Below are 21,027 nucleotides of genomic sequence, written 5' to 3'. Positions count from 1 at the left end.
CATTACCGCGACATTCGGTTTTAGCCGAGCACAATATTTACACTCATTCCCCAAGCCCGCCCGCTATCAATAACTGTAGGAATATTAAATTTAAAGCATGTGTATCAATGGGTAAAACATGTTATTAAAGGCTTACCGAGCAATACCTGCACGCAATAAAAAATCCCAGCCGGAGCTGGGATTGATTCAAAACACATTCAATACATTATTCACCAAGATACGCTTGCTGAACTTTTTCATTGGCCAGTAAAGCGGCGGCATCATCGCTAAAAGTCACTTTACCCGATTCCATCACATAGCCACGATTGGCGGTTTGCAATGCTAACTTGGCATTTTGTTCCACCAGCAACATTGTCACGCCTTCAGCCGCTACCATGCGAATAATCTCAAAGATTTTTTGCACAATAATCGGTGCCAAACCCATCGACGGCTCATCGAGCAACAACAACTTAGGTCGGCTCATTAAAGCGCGCCCCATCGCGACCATTTGCTGCTCACCACCAGAAAGCGTGCCTGCCAGCTGCTTATAACGCTCTTTGACGCGTGGAAACAATTGATAAACACGCTCTAAGTCATTGGCCATTTGCGCTTTATCATCGCGCCAATAGGCCCCCATCAGCAGGTTTTCTTCCACCGTCAAGCGGCCAAAAATACCTCGACCTTCTGGCACCATCACCAAACCATGCCGCACATAATCATGCGCTTCGATTTTGGCTGTCGATTGATTTTTAAATAAAATCTCGCCTGCGGCCGGCTTAACCATGCCCATTAAAGTTTTCAAGGTGGTGGTTTTACCCGCACCATTGGCGCCAATTAAAGCCACCAATTCGCCTTCTTTGACTTCAAGATTAATGCCTTTTACCGCATGAATCCCACCATAAGCGACCTTTAAATCTTTAACTTGTAATAATGTGTTCGCTGACGCTGTCATTCTGGTGCCACCCCTAAATACGCTTCGATCACTTTTGGATCGTTTTTAACTAACTCAGGAATCCCCTCAGCAATTTTTTTGCCGTAATCGAGCACCGCAATCCGATCGCACAATCCCATCATTAATTTCACATCATGCTCAATCAATAAAATGGTCACGCCATCATCACGGATTTTTTCCATGAGTTTTTTTAAATCATCGGTCTCTTTCGGATTCATCCCCGCCGCTGGCTCATCGAGCGCCAACAACTGAGGATTCGTCGCCAAAGCGCGCGCAATTTCCAAGCGCCGTTGATCGCCATACGATAAATTACGCGCCAACTCATCGGCTCTATCCGCAATACCAACATAAGCGAGTAAAGTTTCGGCTTTAAGCGTAATCGCCGCCTCTTCAGCACGTGCTTTAGGTGGCCGAAATACCGCACCAATCACGCCGGTGTGGGTTCGAACATGTTGTCCGACCATAACGTTTTCTAAGGCCGTCATATTGGCAAACAAACGAATATTCTGGAATGTTCGCGCAATACCCGCCTCAACCACGACATTGGGTTTTTTGCGAAATAAATCTTTGCCGTTAAAAGTGAACTGCCCTTCATCAGGCTGATACAAACCCGTTAGCACATTAAATAGCGTAGTTTTACCTGCGCCATTGGGGCCAATCAAACCGTAAATCTCACCTTTATTAATCGACAAAGCAACGCCAGATAATGCATGCAATCCACCAAAGCGCTTATTGATGCCACTGATACTTAATAAAACCTCAGTCATGATTGCGCTCCGCGTCTTGCAAACTGTCTTTTTCTTGTTGCGAAATGGTTTTCGTTTTGGGGGCCAATTCGGCTCGGCGCTGCTTAGATGGCCACAGGCCAGCAGGTCTAACGAGCATAATCACAATCATTGCCAAACCAAAAATCAACATCCGTAAGTTTTCTGGATCAACCACCTTGCGACCCACTAGCGCTTGCTGCAATGGATTAATCACATCACGCAAGATTTCTGGCGTAATCGACACAATCACCGCACCTAAAATCACCCCAGGAATATTGCCCATCCCGCCCAATACCACCATTGCCAATACCATGATCGATTCCATCAAGGTAAACGACTCGGGTGACACAAAACCTTGGAAGCTGGCAAATAAAGCACCAGCTACACCACCAAAGCTAGCGCCCATGGCAAATGCCAATAGTTTGACATTGCGGGTATTAATCCCCATCGCATTCGCGGCGATTTCATCTTCACGAATCGCCACCCATGCACGGCCAATACGCGAGCGTTGCAAACGTTTAGATACAAAAATAATGAGGAAACACATCGCAAGAATCAGGTAGTAATACAAATGAATTTTTTCGAAACTAAGCCCGAAAAACTCAATTGGACGACCCAAATCGTAGCCAGCAAATTGCACAGCAGGAATATTATTAATCCCTTGTGGGCCATTGGTGATATTGATCGGACGATCTAAGTTATTCATGAAAATCCGAATAATTTCACCAAAACCCAAGGTCACAATGGCTAAATAATCACCACGTAATTTCAATGTTGGCGAACCCAACAACACGCCAAATATCCCCGCAACAGCTGCAGCGATCAACATCATGACAAAGAAATTAGGTTGAAATAGCCATTCTGGGATCACCGCCTGCAAATGCGGTGAATTGAGTAAGGCAAAGGTATAAGCGCCTACGGCATAAAACGCGATATAACCCAGATCCAGCAAACCAGCATAACCCACCACAATATTGAGCCCTAAAGCCAACATAATGTAGAGCAAAGCAAAGTCTACGGCTCTCAGCCATGAATTACCACTTTCAAAAAAGTGCCCTAATACCCAAGGCAAAATGGCTAACACTATGGCAAAAACGCCCAGCACCAGCGTGGTTTTTAAGTTATTGGCACGAAATTCGGCGCTATTTATTGTATTTGTCATCTCTTCACCTCGGCTTAAGCACGTTCTGCAACGCGTTCACCCATCAAACCTGAAGGACGGAACACCAAGACTAGAATCAACACAACAAAAGCTAAAATATCTTTGTAATTACTGCCGAGCACGCCGCCAGTTAAATCACCCAAATAACCAGCTCCCAAGCTTTCAATCACACCCAGTAATAAGCCGCCCAGTACCGCGCCACCTAAATTACCAATACCACCGAGCACTGCCGCAGTAAAGGCCTTCAAGCCGATCATAAAGCCCATATAAGCGTGCGCTTGATCATAATTGGCTGCGACCATCACACCGGCCATCGCGCCCAAAGCAGAACCGATTACAAAGGTCATTGAAATAATATGATTAACATTCACCCCCATTAATTTTGCTACTTCTGGGTTTTGTGCCGTTGCGCGCATCGCACGGCCCATTTTGGTTTTTTCAATCAGAAAATACATGCCCACCATCAATAGCAAAGTCAAAACCACAATGGCCACTTGCACTTGCGTAATCGAAGCGCCGCCAATGCTATACACCTCGGTTGGCAAAATCGCTGGGAAGGGACGATAGTTACGGCCCCAAATCAGCATCGCCAATTGCTGTAACACAATCGACACACCAATCGCAGTAATCAACGGCGCTAGGCGAGGTGCACGGCGTAAAGGCCGATAGGCTACTTTTTCAATGGTGTACCCAAGCACCATCGACACCGGTATCGCCATCAGCAAACCCACCATTAAAAGCGCCGGCCCTGATAAATTAAAATGATGCCCTAGTAAGAAATTGATGCAGGTGATTGTCACCATTGCGCCAATCATCACCACTTCACCATGCGCGAAATTAATCAATTGCATGATGCCGTACACCATGGTGTACCCCAAAGCAATCAGCGCATAAATGCTGCCGATTACCAACCCATTAATAATTTGTTGGAGAAAAATATCCACTGCAGGCCCGTCCCTAAAAAGACTATTCGTACAACGAAACTACTGCTTCGCCGTTTTATTGATCCACTGCTACGTATCAGTAACCCTCAAATCTTACCGTAACAGTTTATAAATGTGAAAATTACCTGTTTGTAGTTGTGCGGAATACTGCGGTTTTCCCTAGCTCTAATTTCTTACCAATAATTACAATACAGTTATTTATTAAGTCATCATATTTACTCGCCGTTTTTATTATTTTTTTAATAGGTATACACATCAACACCAATTCAAATATAGCCCACGCAGATATACACCTAAAATATAACAATCCCTCCGCAAACAAATCGGCATAAAAAAACCGCCCATCGGGCGGTTGAGGATAAAGTCAGCAGTGCAGTTCTATGCAACAAACTGTGCAATTGCCGTTTCAAGTCGAGCCAAACCCGTTGCAATCTCTTCATCACTCACAATTAAAGAGGGCGCAAAACGAATCACATTGGGTCCTGCCATCAATACCATCACGCCATTTTGTGCAGCAATATTCAAAATTTCTTTCGCGCGGTCTTGATACGCTTCAGTTAAAACTGCACCAATTAACAAGCCAAGACCACGGACCTGACTAAACACTGGGTACTTCGCATTGATTGCCTGAATGCCGTCAACAAACTGTGCGTGCTTGGTTTTAACGCCAGCAAGAACTTCAGGCGTGTTAATCACATCAATTACTGCACCTGCAACAGCACAAGCCAATGGATTACCACCATAAGTGGTACCGTGTGTGCCAGCAACGAGGTATTTAGCAATCTCAGCCGTTGTCAGCATCGCGCCAATTGGAAAACCGCCACCTAAGCTTTTCGCACTGCTCAAAATATCTGGCACCACGCCGTATTCTTGATAGGCAAACAAACTGCCCGAACGCCCCATGCCTGACTGCACTTCATCAAAAATCAAATACGCATTGTGCTGAGTACATAAATCACGCACGCCTTGCAAAAAGGCCGCATCGGCAGGCACTACACCGCCCTCGCCTTGAATTGGCTCTAAAATCACGCAAGCAGTATCGTCGTCAATCAAGGCTTTGAATGCTTCTAAATTATTGTATTCAAAGTATTCAATGCCAGCGGGCTTAGGGCCAAAACCGTCTGAATACTTAGGCTGACCACCCACACATACAGTAAAAAAGGTGCGGCCATGAAAGCTACTGAGCGCCGAAATCACTTTATTTTTTTGCTCGCCAAATTGCTCAATCGCCGCACGGCGGGCTAATTTAAGCGCCGCCTCATTGGCTTCCGCACCTGAATTACAAAAAAACACTTTATCGGCAAATGTGGCATCGACTAATTTTTGCGCCAATTCAAGCGCGGGCTCGTTGGTAAACACGTTTGAGACATGCCACAGTTGATTGGCCTGCTTGGTTAAAGCGCCAACCAATGCCGGGTGGCAATGGCCCAAAGAATTCACGGCAATACCACCGGCAAAGTCGATATATTCTTTACCCGATTGATCCCAAACACGGCTGGCCTCACCACGGACAGGTATAAATGCAGCGGGCGCATAATTGGGCACCATGTACTGATCAAATGCAGCGCGGGTCAAAGCCATAGCAGTCTTCCTTTTAAAGTCAAATCAACAATGGCTCGATAATAAACTAAGACGATGGCAGCAGCCTATTCGGGGTAAACACTTAATTAGAAATACTGTGTTTTTATCTGAGTACAATCACACAGAATGCGTAATTTATAAATGGCCTAGCGTTTTAATCACGATGGTATGGGCCATGTAATGGCTCATTTTTACACCCCGTATTGGGAATGCCGAACAATGATTCGCTCAGTTGATTCAGCGAAAAATACACCGTTGGTGACGCCCCCGTTGCAGCGCACCAAACGGCTTTTCTTTGCTGGATTTCAGGTAAGTTAGCCGGACAAAAACGCTGCGCCTTCGGGCTATTTTTCTCGGTAAACACTTCTAAAATGCCACTCCACTGCTGACGCGGCAACGCGGCATTAACCGCGCTGAGATAAGATGCCGTTGCGGGTTGCGGCTTACGCAAGACACCCTGCCCCCCCTGCACCATCCATTGAATGCCGGTTTGCTGCTGTAATGAGCGCAGCATTTCTGCGTATTCTTTCGGTGTACTAAAACCACCAAAAAAAGAACTCGCATACACCGGCAGATCAGGGCGCAACGCCTTTAAATCTCGCGAAATGGCTTGATAATGCCGCGCCAACATCGCTTGTCTAGCCGGCGTTCGCCAATTCAAATCATCAATTTCTTCCGGCAAATACCAGCCAATCATTTTTACTTTGGATTGCGTAATGATTTTTTTGGCCTCAGCCAAACTCATCTCACGCAACACCGATAAGTACGCTTCTAATTCATTATCGGGCAAATTTAAAGCATTAAAAAAACCAGGGTCTGAATACAAACCCATAATGTAACTGCGCCGCGCAGGGCTCAGCAGTCGATTTTGCAACCACCCTGAGCCATCACTGGGCCAAAATTCAGTTAGGCCATTGCGACTCCATTGCAGCAATACCACATTAAAACCCAAGGCATCCAGCTGTCGATTAATCCGCCGAGCGTTGTCGACCGTCACTTCAGATTGGCTCTGCCAAGGTTGCAAAATCACTGTTTTAAGAACTGCATCTTGGCAAGGACTAGCCAACAACACCGAACTCACCCCCCACGCCGCAACTGCCCATGCCCATTTCAATGTAAAACTCTCCAATGGAATAAAACAGCAAACCGATCATCGCTATTACCGCCAATAACCTGCCGAACCTCGAATGAAATTCTTTGCTGTAAATCAGGAGCTCGCCAAGGATCTCCCCCCAACCAGCTCACTAAAGCCAAGCCAACCCCAATATCGAATCGACTCACCGTCGCATGCTGCTCATTATCGGTATTCATCGCCGCCATGCTATTGATGTAAGGCATTAAAGTGGTTTTACCGGCGTCACTTAAACGATAATGCTCACCGATTTCGGCCAAAGCGGTTAAATAATAGCTATTAGCGCGCACCAAGCCTGCCGCATCACCATACACAGTCAGCGAAGTCCATTGCGATTTAACTGGCTGCCAATCGGTATTGATGGAGTGCGAACCAGACAATCGCAACATCATATCTTGGCTATAAGGTGCGCCTTGTCGATAAATCCATTCGGCCGATCCCACCAACACATAATCGCTTAATAAGCGCTGACGAATCCCAATGCCAAAATTGGCATTGTCGTTTAACAACGCGATCGATTGGTCTTGCAAACTAGTATCAGTACGCGCGAACAGCATCGTTGGACGTGCGGCATCGAGCAAAGGATCAAGTCGATACGCCACTTCCGCATTTAAAGAACCGCCATATTGGGCAAATTGCACCGGACTACTAATAAGCTGGCCATCAGGCCCTTGATTCAAACGAATCTGCCCGCCCAAAGACCAGCTCCAGCGGTCTTCTAAAGTTTGTACATTGCGTTGCCAGCCAAACAACTGCGTTTGCATTGCGGCATTATCTAAACGTAGTCGAGTTTGAATCTCAGCTTGGTGATCAATACTTAAGCGTAAATCCGCAATGGCCAATTCCGTTTGCCCCAAGGCCATTTCAAGCTGCGCAATTTCAGGGCTGAGCTCTTTACGATTAGCGTCCTGCGCCAAAGCGGCACGAAACAAGGCTAGAGCTTGCTCCGTTTGCCCTTGGCCCTTCAACCAAAAACCATATTCGGCCAAAATTTGCGGGTTATTCGGCGCCAACTGAGCGGCCTTTGCCAGTGCCGCACCTTGTTGCTCATGACGTTGCAATTGCTGCAAGAACCCAGCATATTCGTACCACAACAAAGCAGTTGGCTTCGCGGCTAGGGCTTGTTGGTAAGCCGCATCGGCAGCTTCAAAATCTGCCTGCTGACGCGCTTGCCTTGCGTGTTCCAATGCCAGCTCACCCGGCGGGAAATAATCAGGGTAATGCGCCGCAATATCCGCGCTGACCGCCAAATCAAGATGCTGCAGCGCAATTTTTGCCAATTCACGCGCCTGCGCTTCATTCATTTCTAACTGCAATCGTTGATCTAAACGGTGCATTCCTTGCGCAAAATCGCCACTGGCCAGCAATGCCTCGCCCTCACCTTGCATAGCGGGGATTGATGAATGGCCTTTTTGCTCACTCAAGCGATTGGCGGCAGCAAAATAAGCCGCCGCTTGCGCGTAATTGCGTTTACTACAGTAGGCAGCCGCCATTTGAGCGCGCTCAGTCGTTTGGCTGGGCAAATCTGAAACTGGGGTTTCTTTAATTAACAAGGGGCAGTTTTTTTCTTGTAGTAAATTACTCACCACCTCAGCTAAAGCTGGGGTAAACAAATGAGCTTGTCGTAGCTGGCTCAGCTGAAGTTGCAGTGTTTTATATTGTTGCTTTGCAATCAAAGCTGAAAAATCATTGGTAATTTTTTGCTCACGCTGCGCAGCAGACAACGCCGTATATGGAAACACTTCAGGCGCAACGGGCGCGCGCGCTGCAGGCTGGCTAGGCTGTGCGGTTTGCTGGGTAACTTTTGGTTTCATCGCGGCAGTCATTGCCGGTATGGCCGAGGGAACTAACTGTGCAGAATAAGTAGGATTTGACTTCGCCGATTGCAATACCGCTTCAGCTTGCGCTAGCAAGGCGCGTGACACAGGAATGCGATATTGCGCCAACCGCGCCAAAGTCTGTTGGATCTGACTAACATTCCCTTGCCGTAGTGCGGCATTGAGCCATGCTTCTGCGGCCTTGTTTCGCGAAAAAGCAGACAAATTAGGACGCTTTAACGCCTCTGCCGCCCCGCGCATCACCATCACATCATCTTGTTTCAAATAGGCATGCCACGCCTGCAGTAGGTAACCCATGCCATCATTGGGAGCGCGACGCAGCCAGTCTTTAGATAGTCGATCCAAACACTGCATATCTTTTTGACGAGCACATACGTCCGCTAACGACAATGTGCCCTTTCGTCGATTTGGGTCAATTTTATAAACTTCTTCAAGCAACTGACGCGCACCGACATAATCACCTTTATCCAAACGCTGATAGGCTTTTTCCATCCGAGGATAGCTTCTAAACTCACGCCATTCATCCCCCAACCAATTGGCTTCTGCCATCGGACTAGCTCCCAGCAGCAAAAGCCAAGCCGATGAATGAATAAATCGCTTATTGTTTCGCATCATGCTCTCCTGCATGCAAGTCAGGAAAATCGTGGCTGGTTTTATCCCACTGCACTGCCCGCCCGGTTTTATTGCTATGCCGAACTTGCGAAAACGCCCGAAAAAAAGCCGCAATATTAACGACATTGCCCACCACCATTCGTGGAATTGACTGCATGCCTTGCCAAAATCCAAAATAACGCCGCGTAAAAATAAACCGCTGCATCACCCGATTTAGCATAAAGAAGAAATTAATCGCCACCAAAAACCACAAACTACTACTAGATTCAATCAGCTCAGGAAAAGTCCACCATTCGGGATTCGCCGCGTGATGCAACCATGCCTGCAGTACAGAGAACACAATGACGTACCCCATCAGCAAGGAAGGAAAAGCAATTACGCTTTTTCTATCTCGTGCCAACATATACTTCATTAGGGGTTTACCGCTCCAGCCTAGATTTTTATAGCCTTGGAAGACAATACCCACGATCCATCTAGATTTTTGCCGAATCGCTTGCCAAAGATGATTGGGAAAATACTCTTGCACACAAATCATATCGTGCACACCACGACGGCCATACCAAGCAGGAGGCGCCCCTTTAAACTGCACATGGTAGTGCATCATCATTTCTCGAGCGCCAACCTCATGCAGTCGAAAACCGATTTCATAATCTTCGGTTAGCGTGCCAGTATCAAACACCACTCCGCCGTTAATCTCCGAGAGTAAACCCAAGGCTTTGCGACTAAATGCCGTACCCACACCCGCACTGGGCACTTGGCCGGTGAGTAATTGCCGCACCAAAATATCTTTGCCATGCCACTCCGCAAATTCATCCACGTAATGATTGCCGACGACATCTCTCCACGGGCGCGCCAAGGGCATTACCGGCAGCTGCACCAAGTCAAACTGCGGCACCAAGCGATTAAACGCTCGTAATTCCAATGGATGAATAATGTCTTCGGCATCGTGATACGCCACACACGTAAAGTGGATCTGCTCGCGCGCTTCCATCTCAGTAATAAAGGCGACAATATTGTTCAAGCAATCGGCTTTGGTGGTCGGGCCTGGATCGCGCGTTACCACCTTATGCACGTTGGGATATTTTTTTGCCACCAAGTCGACTTCGGCCTGCGTCTCCAAATCGTTTGGATAGGTGCCAACAAAGATATGATAATTGTCGTAATCAAACGTACTCGCGGCATAATCGGCCATCCGCTGAATCACTGGCGCTTCATGCCAAGCCGGAATCATAATGGCAATGGCTTGCTGCTCATCTTGATACAAATCATCGGCAAATTCAGGTAGGTATTCACTTCTACGCCATGATTTTCGGTGCTTAAATCGCCATACCCAGTAGTAACAGTCGATAAAAAAATCATCGAGCGAGCTTAAAAAAATCACCACAATACCGAGCCGCAGCAGCAAAGACATTAAAAACCAATATGCCGCCAATACATCCAGCCAGCTCATCGCCCACCCTCCCAAGCGCAAATTAAATCGACAATCCGCTCAGCCGCATTCCCATCACCATACGGATTGCCCGCCTGAGCCATCGCCTGATAAACCTCAGGCTCGTCGAGCAACTGGCTCACTGCCTGCACAATGTGCTCACCATTGGTACCCACTAACTTGGCCGTCCCAGCATCCACCGCCTCTGGGCGCTCGGTGGTTTCGCGCATCACCAACACCGGCTTACCTAAAGTGGGTGCCTCTTCTTGAATACCGCCACTATCGGTGAGCACCAAAAATGAGTGTTTTAATAAATACACAAAGGGCAAATAAGTCTGTGGATCAATCAAATGCACGTTCGAGCACGATTGCAAAATTTCATTCACCGGCGCTTGCACTTGTGGATTTAAATGCACTGGATACACAATTTGTACATCATCACGCAGCGCCAACTGGCGCAAGGCCTGACAAATATGCACAAAGCCATCGCCAAAATTTTCGCGCCGATGGCCAGTGACTAAAATGAGTTTTTTGCTTGGATCTAAAAAAGGAAAACCTGCAGCGAGTGATGCAGCCAAGCCGGCATCACGGTCAATCTGTTGACTCACTTGCAATAAGGCATCAAGTACCGTATTGCCGGTAATAAACACCGAGGCCGGTGCAACCCCAGCCTGCAATAAATTATTGGCCGCCGTTGCGGTTAGCGCGAAATGCAGCGCGGCAAATAAGCCCACCACCGAGCGATTGAGCTCTTCAGGCCATGGCGCGTATAAATTGCCCGTTCTCAAACCGGCTTCTACATGCCCAACGGGAATATGCTGATAAAACGCCGCCAGTCCCGCCGCCAATGTGGTCGTGGTATCGCCATGCACCAACACTAAATCCGGCTGATAAGCCACCAACACATCGCGCACGGCCTGCAAGGCCCGCGCGGTTAAGTCGGTCAAATTTTGCCCGGGCTGCATTAAGTTCAAATCATAATCGGCCTCTAGGCCAAATAAACGCATGACTTGATCGAGCATTTCTCGATGCTGTGCCGTCACACATACTCGGCATTCAATTTCGCTATTGCCCTGCAAAGCCAAAACCAGCGGCGCCATTTTAATCGCCTCAGGCCGAGTGCCAAAAACACAGAGCACTTTTTTCTTTGGGTGCTTTAGTTCTTTTTGTAAGCTCATGATTATTTCGCCGAAAGTTAAATGTGTAGTTATATTTTACTTCAAGTAAGCAACAGCTTTGCACTCATTTCACACAAACCATTCACAAACACCACCAGCGACAAAAATCTAAAGCAAAAAAATACCGGCAGCGCAGCGCTTGCCGGTATTTATTAATCACGCATGAACGCCAAACTAAGCTTTGCCGCCATTAGCCAAGAAGAGCCAAGTTTCAATCACGGTGTCCGGATTGAGTGAAATCGTTTCAATCCCTTCTTCAACCAACCATTGGGCAAAGTCAGGATGATCAGACGGGCCTTGGCCACAAATCCCCACGTATTTACCCAATTTACGGCAAGCTTTAATCGACATCGACAGCATCGCTTTCACCGCCTCATTGCGCTCATCAAAGCTAGTTGAAACTGGGCCGCCAGAATCGCGATCAATCCCCAGCGTCAATTGCGTCATATCGTTAGAACCAATCGAGAAGCCATCAAAGTACTGCAAAAATTGCTCAGCTAACACGGCATTGGCCGGAATTTCACACATCATAATCACGCGTAAACCGTTTTCGCCGCGTTTCAAACCATTGCGTTCCAGCAACTCAATCACACATTCCGCTTCGTTTAGCGTGCGCACGAATGGAATCATCACTTCAACATTGGTCAGGCCCATCACATCGCGAACTTTTTTAACCGCGCGGCATTCCAATTCAAAACAATCACGGAACGATTTATCGACATAACGGGCCGCACCGCGAAAGCCAATCATTGGGTTTTCTTCGTGTGGCTCATACTCAGTACCGCCGAGCAGATTGGCATATTCGTTCGATTTAAAATCAGACAAGCGCACAATGACTTTTTTCGGATAAAACGCCGCACCTAAAGTTGCAATCCCTTCGGCAATCTTGTCGATATAAAAATCAATCGCCGAGCGATAGCCTGCGATGCGCTCTTCAACTTGTGATTTCAGCGGTTCGGCCAAATTAGGGTAAGCCAGCAGCGCTTTGGGATGAATCCCGATCATGCGATTAATAATGAATTCCAAACGCGCTAAACCCACACCCTCATTTGGCAGCTGGCAAAAATCAAATGCCAGCTCAGGATTACCCACATTCATCATGATTTTAACCGGCGCTTCAGGCAAGCTTTGTAGCGCCACGTCTAGTCGTTCAAACTTCAACAAGCCTTCATACACAAAACCGGCATCGCCTTCCGAGCAAGACACGGTGACTTCATCACCTTCGCGGAGCATTTGTGTTGCATCACCACAACCCACTACCGCTGGAATACCCAATTCACGCGCGATAATCGCCGCGTGGCAAGTACGGCCACCGCGATTAGTGACAATCGCCGCCGCCCGCTTCATCACTGGTTCCCAATCTGGGTCGGTCATATCCGACACCAAGACGTCGCCAGCTTGCACTCGATCCATTTCGGACACATCGCGAATAATCCGCACTTTACCTTGGCCGATTTTCTGACCAATTGCCCGTCCCTCGGTCATGATGCGACTGGTTTCTAGCATCCGGAACTTGGTGAGTTTATCTGAGCCCGATTCTTGTGATTTCACCGTTTCTGGCCGCGCTTGCAAGATATACAGCTGGCCATCAATCCCATCACGGCCCCACTCGACATCCATTGGACGACCATAATGCTGCTCGATAATCACCGCGTAGCGCGCCAATTCTTCAACTTCGGCATCGGTAATTGAGAATTGATGACGCAACTCTTTAGGCACCGCCACGGTGCGAACTGACTTACCCGCCACCGACTCGGTATCAAATTCCATTTTCAGTGCCTTACCACCCAAATGGCGGCGCACAATCGCTGGACGACCCGCTGCCAAGGTGGGTTTATGCACAAAAAACTCATCGGGATTCACCGCGCCTTGCACCACGGTTTCACCTAAACCATAAGAAGCGGTAACAAACACCACTTGATCAAAACCCGATTCGGTATCAATGGTAAACAGTACCCCTGCCGCGCCCTTATCCGAGCGCACCATGCGCTGAATACCCGCCGACAGCGCCACAATTTTATGATCAAAGCCTTTATGCACTCGATAAGCAATCGCTCTATCGTTATATAAAGAAGCAAACACATGCTTCATCGCATCCACCACGTTTTGGTAGCCGACGATATTCAAAAAGGTTTCTTGCTGACCGGCAAAAGACGCATCGGGCAAGTCTTCGGCCGTGGCAGACGAGCGCACCGCGACGGTGACATTGTCACCCAACCGCGCATAGTGCTCGGCCATTTCGGCCTCAAGTTGGGCTGGCAACGGGGTGGCCATAATCCACTCACGGATTTGCTTACCCACTACCGCCAATTGCTTAACATCATCGACATCTAAAGTGCTGAGGATTTCATCAATTTGCTCAGCCAGACCGTTTTGCGCCAAAAAAATTCGATAAGCTTCTGCGGTGGTTGCAAAACCACCGGGCACGCGTACGCCTTTCTCGCTAAGCTGCGAAATCATTTCGCCCAATGAGGCATTTTTCCCACCAACTTTCTCTACGTCATTCATGCGTAGCTGGGCAAAATCAAGTACGTATTTTTCAGTCATCTGGCGTGGCCCTTAACAATTAAAGAATGCTGCATTGCAAAAATCCCCTCAAGTTTAGCTTTTTAGTCGCGAAAGCCAAGTCAGGAAATACCTTTACTGGTTTTCCTGATCATTGCACGTTATCCTGCTGCAAAGGGGGGTTATATGCGCCGAACAGCTTTTTTTGTCTCTGATCGAACAGGGATTACTGCCGAGATTTTAGGTCATTCATTGCTATCACAATTTGAAGATGTTGACTTCAACCGAATCACCTTGCCATTTGTTGACACTATGGCCAAAGCCGAACAAGTGGCCTTGGATATCCGCCGCCACGCTGTGGTTGATGGCTGTCGGCCCTTAGTTTTTAGCACCATTGTTGACCCCATCTTGCGTGAGAAAATTCACGTCGAAGACGCATTAACCGTTGATTTTTTAGAACAATTTATCGGTCCGCTCGAAGAAGAACTGGGCATCGAGTCAACCCATACCATTGGGCGCTCGCACTCGATCGGCAATTTTGAAGAATACAAAAATCGAATTGACGCGGTTAATTTTTCAATCAATCACGATGACGGCATCATGCCGCGCGACTTGGCCGAAGCCGACTTGATTTTAGTGGGCGTTTCTCGCTCCGGCAAAACCCCCACTTGTCTTTACCTCGCCTTACAATTTGGGATTAAGGCGGCCAACTACCCACTCACGCCAGAAGACTTTGGCCAGCACACTTTGCCGCGCCTTTTGTTGCCATATCGACACAAATTATTTGGCCTTACAATTGAGCCAGAACGCTTACAACAAATTCGCGCAGAAAGAAAACCCGATAGCCGTTATTGCTCAATTGAAACCTGTCAGTTTGAAGTGGCCGAAGCCGAAGCTCTCTTGCGACACGTGGGTGTTCCGTATCTCAACACCACACGCATGTCGATTGAAGAGCTTTCAACTACCATCATGCACCGCACTGGCATCAAGCGCCGTACGTTCTAAATCGTCATCATTACGGTGTAAATTCGTGACCAATCGTGGTTTTGTCATGAATTTACGCTGTATTGATTACGAAAGTCGCAAACTCAGCTTCCTAGTGTGGTACTGAGACGGTAAACTGCGATCTTTCGCTGTTGTGACCATAGCACCATGACCAGTTTTGCTTACGCCGACGATCCGGCGCCTGTATTTGAGTTTAAAAGCACCACCACCAAACTCACCGCCTTTGTGCCTAGCTCACTCGAGCCAGAAAAATTAATCTTGGCCCTCCAAGAGCAGCTTGGTGATGGCGAGCATTTTTTATCCAATGAGCAAATCGCCATTGATTTTAGCTTGCTCAAATCGATTCCTTCAGCGCTAGAAATCGCCGCCCTCGTCAATGTGTTGCGCCAATTTCAGCTCAAGCCGATTGCAGCCCAAGGCGGCTCAATCGATCAGCAAGTTGCAGCACAAGAAGCTGGGCTGGTTGTCTTACAAGACAGCGGCATTACCCCCGCGGCAGCACCGATTGTAGAAACCATTGCTGCGCCATCAGCAATGATTATTGACCGTCCGGTTAGGACCGGTCAGCAAGTGTATGCCAAAGGCGGCGATTTAATCGTTCTGGCCTTGGTTTCACACGGCGCCGAAGTGATTGCCGATGGCAATATTCATGTTTACGCACCACTGCGTGGTCGAGCGCTCGCGGGCGCTCGCGGCAACACCGAGGCACGCATTTTTACCACCTGCATGGAAGCCGAGTTGGTATCGATTGCGGGTGTTTATCGCTCGCTCGATGCCAACCTGCCGGATTCAATTGCGGGTAAGCCAAGCCAAATTTTCCTCGATCAAGACAAACTCGTGATCGAAGCACTCAGCCAAACCAATTAACTAAATTTAAATTATTCCAGGGGATTTCCGTGGCGAAAATCGTTGTAGTAACTTCAGGCAAAGGCGGCGTAGGCAAAACCACCACCAGCGCCAGCTTTGCTTCTGGCCTTGCTTTGCGTGGATTTAAAACTGCCGTCATCGACTTTGATGTGGGCTTACGTAATCTTGATTTGATCATGGGTTGCGAGCGCCGTGTGGTGTATGACTTTGTTAACGTCATTCAAGGCGAAGCCAATCTGCGCCAAGCGCTGATTAAAGACAAAAACTGCGACAATCTTTACGTTTTGCCAGCTTCGCAAACACGCGATAAAGACGCGCTATCCAAAGAAGGCGTAGAAAAAGTACTCAAAGAGCTCGAACATGATGGTTTTGATTACATCATTTGCGACAGCCCGGCCGGCATCGAAACGGGTGCGTTTTTGGCCTTGTACTTTGCCGACGAAGCGATTGTGGTCACCAATCCAGAAGTATCCTCCGTGCGTGACTCAGATCGCATCATCGGTATTTTGGATGCCAAATCAAAACGCGCCGAAGACGGCGGCTCAGTAAAAACGCATTTACTGATTACCCGCTACAGCCCAGCACGTGTAGAAAGCGGCGAAATGCTGTCGCTAGACGACGTACAACATCTGCTGCGCATTCCATTGATCGGCATCGTGCCAGAATCGGAAGCGGTATTACAAGCTTCAAACTCGGGCACACCCGCGATCCACAATGCGGGCACCGATGTATCAGAAGCGTATAAAGACGTTGTTGCACGCTTTCTTGGCGAGACCAAGCCAATGCGTTTTGTTGAAGTACCAAAGGCACCGTTCTGGAAACGGTTGTTTGGAGGTTAATTGATGTCTATTTTGAGTTATTTTTTTGGCGAAAAGAAAAAAACCGCCAACGTCGCACGTGAACGCCTACAAATCATTCTGGCGCACGAGCGCAGCAGCACCAATAGTACGCCAGATTATTTGCCGCAATTACAGCGCGAATTATTAGAAGTCATTTCTAAATACGTGGCAATCAATCCAGAAGACATTCAAATTCAACTGGAACGTAAAGATGATTTTGAAGTGCTTGAGTTGAACATCGTATTACCTGAGCACAAAGTAAAGTAATTCAGAATGCCAATCGCATTGGAGCGAAGCGCAGCGAGTAGTCCACCGCCCGCGCCCCAATATGCCCTTCTGATTACCCGATCAAACCCAGCTTACGCTGGGTTTTTTTATCGCTACCGCCCCCATGCGTATTGTTAACCAACAGCGCGCGAATGGACTGCAATCCGCAGCGGCGCGGGCAATGTTATACTTGCGTTAAATCAAACTCATCTCGCGTGGCGTTAGCGGCGCGAAGCAACTCAAGGCTTGTATGACAATTACCATTAAAACTGCCGAAGAAATTGAAAAAATGCGCGTAGCTGGCCGTCTTGGCAGCGAAGTGCTCGACTACATCACCCCATTTATTCAACCGGGCGTCACGACCGAAGAAATCGATCGTTTATGCTATGAATACATGGTCAATGTGCAGGGTACTATCCCCGCGCCATTAAATTACTGCCCGCCTGGCTATATACCCTACCCGAAATCAATTTGTACTTCGGTGAATAATGTCATCTGCCACGGCATTCCAAACAGCAAGCCACTTAAAAATGGCGACGTGGTAAATCTAGACATTACCGTAATCAAAGACGGCTACCACGGCGACAATAGCCGTATGTATATGGTCGGTGACAATGTCGCTACCCACGCCAAACGTTTGTCACAAATTACTTTTGATTGCATGTGGATTGGCATTGATCAAGTCAAACCCGGCGCTCACCTAGGCGATATTGGCGCGGCGATTCAAAAATACGCCGAAAAAGCGGGTTATTCCGTGGTGCGTGAATTTTGTGGCCATGGCATTGGCGCGGTGTTTCATGAAGAGCCGCAAGTGTTGCATTACGGCAAAGCCGGCACAGGTGCCGAGCTAAAACCAGGCATGATTTTCACCATTGAGCCGATGATTAACGCCGGCAAACGTGAAATCAAACAAATGAGCGATGGCTGGACGATTGTGACTAAAGATCGCAGCTTATCCGCACAATGGGAACACACAGTGCTGGTCACCGAAACCGGTTACGAGGTATTGACCGTATCGGCTGGCACGCCGCCGCGCCCAGAGAAATACCTACTCGCTTAATTCTAAACGCCCTCGATTGAGGGCGTTTTTAAGTCAAAAACCATCCTGATTCATCACGCCTGCGCCCGCCTTTATCTAAAGGCAATACAGCGCGTGCGTGCCTTGCAATATCAGGCATTCACAGTATTGTCGTTTGGAGTTTATCGTCATGCGTTCGGTCAGTGCGATTCGTGAATCTTATGCCCTTGCTAAACTCGCGCTGCGCGAGCGTTTTTCTGAACCTACCAAAGCCGCACCACTACTGAATTCACTCTCGAACCTCACCGATGCCACTTTGATCGAGCTGTGGGATAGACATGAATTTAATAGCGATGTATTGCTCTGTGCCGTTGGTGGTTACGGGCGTGGCGAGCTATACCCTTATTCAGACATCGATTTATTGATTTTACTGCCTGAGCAGCCCAGCGCTGGCCTACTGGAAAAACTCGAAGTCTTGGTTGGCGAGCTATGGGATATTGGTATCGAGGTCGGCCATTCGGTCCGCACCACCACCGACTGCCTGTATGAAGCCGAACGCGACATCACCGTACAAACCGCCCTACTTGAAACTCGGCCACTCACTGGAGACCGGCAGCGCTTTCATGATTTTATGGATACGGTGCATCGCCACATCGACCCAAAAGAATTTTTTGAAGCCAAATTGATCGAGCAACAAGCGCGCTACGGCCGCTTTCAAAACGCCACTTACAAACTTGAACCCAATATTAAAGAAGCCCCTGGCGGCCTGCGTGATTTACACCTAATTGGCTGGATTGCCGCCAGCCAACGCCTTGGCCGCGACTGGCATGCCTTGGCGGCGCTCAGCATGCTCACGCCTGAGGAAAACCGCAAACTATGCGAAGCCGAGCGCGTGCTACGCACCTATCGCATTGCCTTGCACTGGCGCGCCAAACGCCGTGAAGATCGGATTTTATTTGATTACCAGCATGCGCTGGCCAAAGACTTTGGCTTTGATGACGTCTCCACCGCCGGCCGAATCACTCAGCGCGCCAGCGAAGCCTTTATGGCTGAATATTATTTGGCGGCGCGCATCATCACCCAATTGGTGCCGGTGTTGGTGCATGCTTTACGGCAACGAATCTACTCCTACCTCAGTAATACCACGCCAATCAATGCTGATTTTTATATTCGCGATGGCTTGCTGGCGATTTACGACCCCGAATTATTCACCCAAAACCCCTCAGCAATTTTGGCGCTATTTTTGCACCTAGAACAACGCCGCGAAGCCAGCGATATTGCCCCAGAAACCTTACGCGCACTGTGGCATGCGCGCGATTTAATTAACGACGACTTTTTGTGCAATCCACACAATAAGCAACTATTTATCGCACTATTTAGAGAGCCGCGTGGCTTAACTCGCGTACTGCGGCGTATGAATCAATACGGCGTATTGGGCCGCTATATTCCCGAATTTGGCGATATTGTTGGCCGCATGCAACATGATTTATTTCATGTGTATACCGTCGATGAGCATATTTTGATGGTGCTGCGTAATATGCGCCGTTTTGCCGTTCCGGCGTTCACCCACGAATACCCGCTGTGCTCGCGACTGATCGAAGAATTTGCCCACCCTGAAGTGCTGTATTTAGCCGCGCTATTTCATGACATTGGCAAAGGCCGTGGGGGCGACCATTCGCAACTGGGCGAAACCATTACCCGCGAATGGTGCGAGCGCCACCCCTTGCCCGCTGCCGACACCGATTTGATTGTTTGGTTGGTGCGGCATCACTTAACCATGTCGTCGATCGCGCAAAAACAAGACGTGTACGATCCAGACGTGATCACCGAATTTGCCGCCTTAGTGGGCGACGAGCGCCATTTGAACGCACTGTATTTGCTGACGGTGGCTGATATTCGCGGCACCAGCCCCAAAGTTTGGAACGCATGGAAAGCCAAATTACTCGAAGATTTATTTAAAGGCACGCAGCGCTTTTTAAATCAGCAAAGTGGCCATTCATGGCTGAGCGAGCGGCAAGAAGAAGCATTGCGACTATTGCGACTGTATGGTTTACGCAATGACGCGCACGATCCATTCTGGCGCTTACTCGACACGGTGTATTTCTTGCGCCACGACGCACGCGATATTGCTTGGCATACGCGCATGCTGTTTGCCCGCACGCATAGCGATGAAATCCAAGTGCGCGCCAAACTCTCCGAGTCCGGCGAAGGCTTGCAAGTCTTGGTCTACGGCCCGGATCAAGCCGATTTATTTGTGCATATTTGCAGCTTTTTTGAACGCGCTGGCTATTCGATTTTTGACGCGCAAATCCACACCACGCACCACGGCTATGCGCTCGATACTTTTTACGTGTTCATTCCCGATAGTCAGCATATTTCCTATCGCGATTTAATTAATTACGTTGAATTTGAGCTCAGCGAAGTGCTCAATCAGCGCAAACCCGCACCCGCCAAACTGAGCGGGCGTATTTCACGCCAGCAAAAACACTTCCCAGTGAAAACGCATGTGCAAATTCGCCCCGATGAAAAAGGCAAATACTCGATTTTATCGGTGGTGGCTGGCGATCGCCCGGGCCTGCTCTCGACCATTGCGCGTATTTTGGCGGCCAATCGCATCGAGATTCAATCGGCCAAAATCATGACCTTGGGCGAGCGCGCCGAAGATAATTTTTTAATCTCTGGCCGCGTGCTTAGCGACGCAAAATTTGTATTACAGCTGGAAAGTGAACTACTCCAAACACTGAGCGAAAAATAAGGGTATTGCCACGCAATCAACATCAAATATTGATTGCGTGGCAATACCCCAAAGCTTAGGGCGATATTCAGATTACGTGTTGATGATTTTAAGTGCCTACGGCACAGTGTTTTACAGTCGCAGTCCGCGACAGGGACCCTCTTTTCTTTGTCTCGCCAAAGAAAAGAGGGGAAAAGAAAGGCGAGGTATGGTTCACA

General features: G+C 48.4%; 16 protein-coding genes. 6 read left to right on the top strand and 10 right to left on the bottom strand.

What is annotated here, in order from left to right; all coding sequences use genetic code 11:
• Window positions 1–205: 205 nt before the first annotated feature.
• The 10 genes from HQN60_RS11905 to ppsA form a co-directional block, all read right to left on the bottom strand.
• On the bottom strand, window positions 206–931 hold the full coding sequence (locus tag HQN60_RS11905; protein WP_173533849.1) for an ABC transporter ATP-binding protein: 726 nt from the start codon (window positions 929–931) through the stop codon (window positions 206–208).
• Window positions 928–1,698, bottom strand: coding sequence for an ABC transporter ATP-binding protein (locus tag HQN60_RS11900; RefSeq protein WP_173533848.1), 771 nt, complete (start codon window positions 1,696–1,698; stop codon window positions 928–930). Before HQN60_RS11900 ends, HQN60_RS11905 begins: the two co-directional genes overlap by 4 nt.
• Entirely contained in the window at window positions 1,691–2,860 is a 1,170-nt protein-coding gene (locus tag HQN60_RS11895; protein ID WP_173533847.1) for an ABC transporter permease subunit, read from the bottom strand. Before HQN60_RS11895 ends, HQN60_RS11900 begins: the two co-directional genes overlap by 8 nt.
• A 14-nt stretch (window positions 2,861–2,874) precedes the next feature.
• The gene (locus HQN60_RS11890) at window positions 2,875–3,804 is read right to left on the bottom strand and encodes a branched-chain amino acid ABC transporter permease (RefSeq protein WP_173533846.1); all 930 of its coding nucleotides are present in this window, start codon (window positions 3,802–3,804) and stop codon (window positions 2,875–2,877) included.
• A 378-nt stretch (window positions 3,805–4,182) separates the two neighbouring features.
• On the bottom strand, window positions 4,183–5,385 hold the full coding sequence (locus HQN60_RS11885; protein WP_173533845.1) for an aspartate aminotransferase family protein: 1,203 nt from the start codon (window positions 5,383–5,385) through the stop codon (window positions 4,183–4,185).
• A gap of 154 nt (window positions 5,386–5,539) precedes the next feature.
• Complete coding sequence (locus tag HQN60_RS11880; protein ID WP_173533844.1) at window positions 5,540–6,499, bottom strand: DUF4434 domain-containing protein; 960 nt, start codon at window positions 6,497–6,499, stop codon at window positions 5,540–5,542.
• On the bottom strand, window positions 6,496–8,904 hold the full coding sequence (locus tag HQN60_RS11875; RefSeq protein WP_173533843.1) for an NfrA family protein: 2,409 nt from the start codon (window positions 8,902–8,904) through the stop codon (window positions 6,496–6,498). Before HQN60_RS11875 ends, HQN60_RS11880 begins: the two co-directional genes overlap by 4 nt.
• A gap of 49 nt (window positions 8,905–8,953) precedes the next feature.
• Window positions 8,954–10,417 (bottom strand): glycosyl transferase family protein, encoded by a 1,464-nt coding sequence (locus HQN60_RS11870; RefSeq protein ID WP_173533842.1) that lies wholly within the window; start codon window positions 10,415–10,417, stop codon window positions 8,954–8,956.
• Complete coding sequence (gene wecB, locus HQN60_RS11865) at window positions 10,414–11,574, bottom strand: non-hydrolyzing UDP-N-acetylglucosamine 2-epimerase (protein ID WP_173533841.1); 1,161 nt, start codon at window positions 11,572–11,574, stop codon at window positions 10,414–10,416. Before wecB ends, HQN60_RS11870 begins: the two co-directional genes overlap by 4 nt.
• Before the next feature lie 174 nt (window positions 11,575–11,748).
• Complete coding sequence (gene ppsA, locus HQN60_RS11860) at window positions 11,749–14,121, bottom strand: phosphoenolpyruvate synthase (protein ID WP_173533840.1); 2,373 nt, start codon at window positions 14,119–14,121, stop codon at window positions 11,749–11,751.
• 144 nt (window positions 14,122–14,265) lie between these two features.
• Between ppsA and ppsR the strand changes: the two genes are divergently transcribed.
• From ppsR to HQN60_RS11830, 6 genes are all read left to right on the top strand, one after another.
• Window positions 14,266–15,084 (top strand): posphoenolpyruvate synthetase regulatory kinase/phosphorylase PpsR, encoded by an 819-nt coding sequence (gene ppsR, locus HQN60_RS11855; RefSeq protein WP_173533839.1) that lies wholly within the window; start codon window positions 14,266–14,268, stop codon window positions 15,082–15,084.
• Window positions 15,085–15,231: 147 nt separating this feature from the next.
• The gene (minC, locus tag HQN60_RS11850; protein ID WP_173533838.1) at window positions 15,232–15,951 is read left to right on the top strand and encodes a septum site-determining protein MinC; all 720 of its coding nucleotides are present in this window, start codon (window positions 15,232–15,234) and stop codon (window positions 15,949–15,951) included.
• Between the two features lie 29 nt (window positions 15,952–15,980).
• A complete protein-coding gene (minD, locus tag HQN60_RS11845; protein WP_173533837.1) occupies window positions 15,981–16,790 on the top strand; it encodes a septum site-determining protein MinD in 810 nt (269 codons plus the stop codon).
• 3 nt (window positions 16,791–16,793) lie between these two features.
• Window positions 16,794–17,057 carry a cell division topological specificity factor MinE gene (minE, locus tag HQN60_RS11840; protein WP_173533836.1) on the top strand — a complete coding sequence of 88 codons (264 nt, stop codon included), beginning with the start codon at window positions 16,794–16,796 and terminating at the stop codon, window positions 17,055–17,057.
• Window positions 17,058–17,307: 250 nt separating this feature from the next.
• Window positions 17,308–18,117: a type I methionyl aminopeptidase gene (gene map / locus HQN60_RS11835; RefSeq protein ID WP_173533835.1), complete on the top strand. Its 810-nt coding sequence runs from the start codon at window positions 17,308–17,310 to the stop codon at window positions 18,115–18,117.
• A gap of 148 nt (window positions 18,118–18,265) precedes the next feature.
• Window positions 18,266–20,830: a [protein-PII] uridylyltransferase gene (locus tag HQN60_RS11830; RefSeq protein WP_173533834.1), complete on the top strand. Its 2,565-nt coding sequence runs from the start codon at window positions 18,266–18,268 to the stop codon at window positions 20,828–20,830.
• Window positions 20,831–21,027: the final 197 nt, after the last annotated feature.

The organism is Deefgea piscis, from assembly GCF_013284055.1.
Classification (GTDB): Bacteria; Pseudomonadota; Gammaproteobacteria; order Burkholderiales; family Chitinibacteraceae; genus Deefgea; species Deefgea piscis.
This window is presented reverse-complemented; position numbering and strand designations above follow the sequence as displayed.

What these genes read in the sequence shown, in the direction of transcription:
- HQN60_RS11905 (WP_173533849.1), bottom strand. Translation starts at nt 931, where the DNA reads ATGACAGCGTCAGCGAACACATTATTACAAGTTAAAGATTTAAAGGTC.
- HQN60_RS11900 (WP_173533848.1), bottom strand. Translation starts at nt 1,698, where the DNA reads ATGACTGAGGTTTTATTAAGTATCAGTGGCATCAATAAGCGCTTTGGT.
- HQN60_RS11895 (WP_173533847.1), bottom strand. Translation starts at nt 2,860, where the DNA reads ATGACAAATACAATAAATAGCGCCGAATTTCGTGCCAATAACTTAAAA.
- HQN60_RS11885 (WP_173533845.1), bottom strand. Translation starts at nt 5,385, where the DNA reads ATGGCTTTGACCCGCGCTGCATTTGATCAGTACATGGTGCCCAATTAT.
- HQN60_RS11875 (WP_173533843.1), bottom strand. Translation starts at nt 8,904, where the DNA reads ATGGCAGAAGCCAATTGGTTGGGGGATGAATGGCGTGAGTTTAGAAGC.
- HQN60_RS11870 (WP_173533842.1), bottom strand. Translation starts at nt 10,417, where the DNA reads ATGAGCTGGCTGGATGTATTGGCGGCATATTGGTTTTTAATGTCTTTG.
- wecB (WP_173533841.1), bottom strand. Translation starts at nt 11,574, where the DNA reads ATGAGCTTACAAAAAGAACTAAAGCACCCAAAGAAAAAAGTGCTCTGT.
- ppsA (WP_173533840.1), bottom strand. Translation starts at nt 14,121, where the DNA reads ATGACTGAAAAATACGTACTTGATTTTGCCCAGCTACGCATGAATGAC.
- ppsR (WP_173533839.1), top strand. Translation starts at nt 14,266, where the DNA reads ATGCGCCGAACAGCTTTTTTTGTCTCTGATCGAACAGGGATTACTGCC.
- minC (WP_173533838.1), top strand. Translation starts at nt 15,232, where the DNA reads ATGACCAGTTTTGCTTACGCCGACGATCCGGCGCCTGTATTTGAGTTT.
- minE (WP_173533836.1), top strand. Translation starts at nt 16,794, where the DNA reads ATGTCTATTTTGAGTTATTTTTTTGGCGAAAAGAAAAAAACCGCCAAC.
- map (WP_173533835.1), top strand. Translation starts at nt 17,308, where the DNA reads ATGACAATTACCATTAAAACTGCCGAAGAAATTGAAAAAATGCGCGTA.
- HQN60_RS11830 (WP_173533834.1), top strand. Translation starts at nt 18,266, where the DNA reads ATGCGTTCGGTCAGTGCGATTCGTGAATCTTATGCCCTTGCTAAACTC.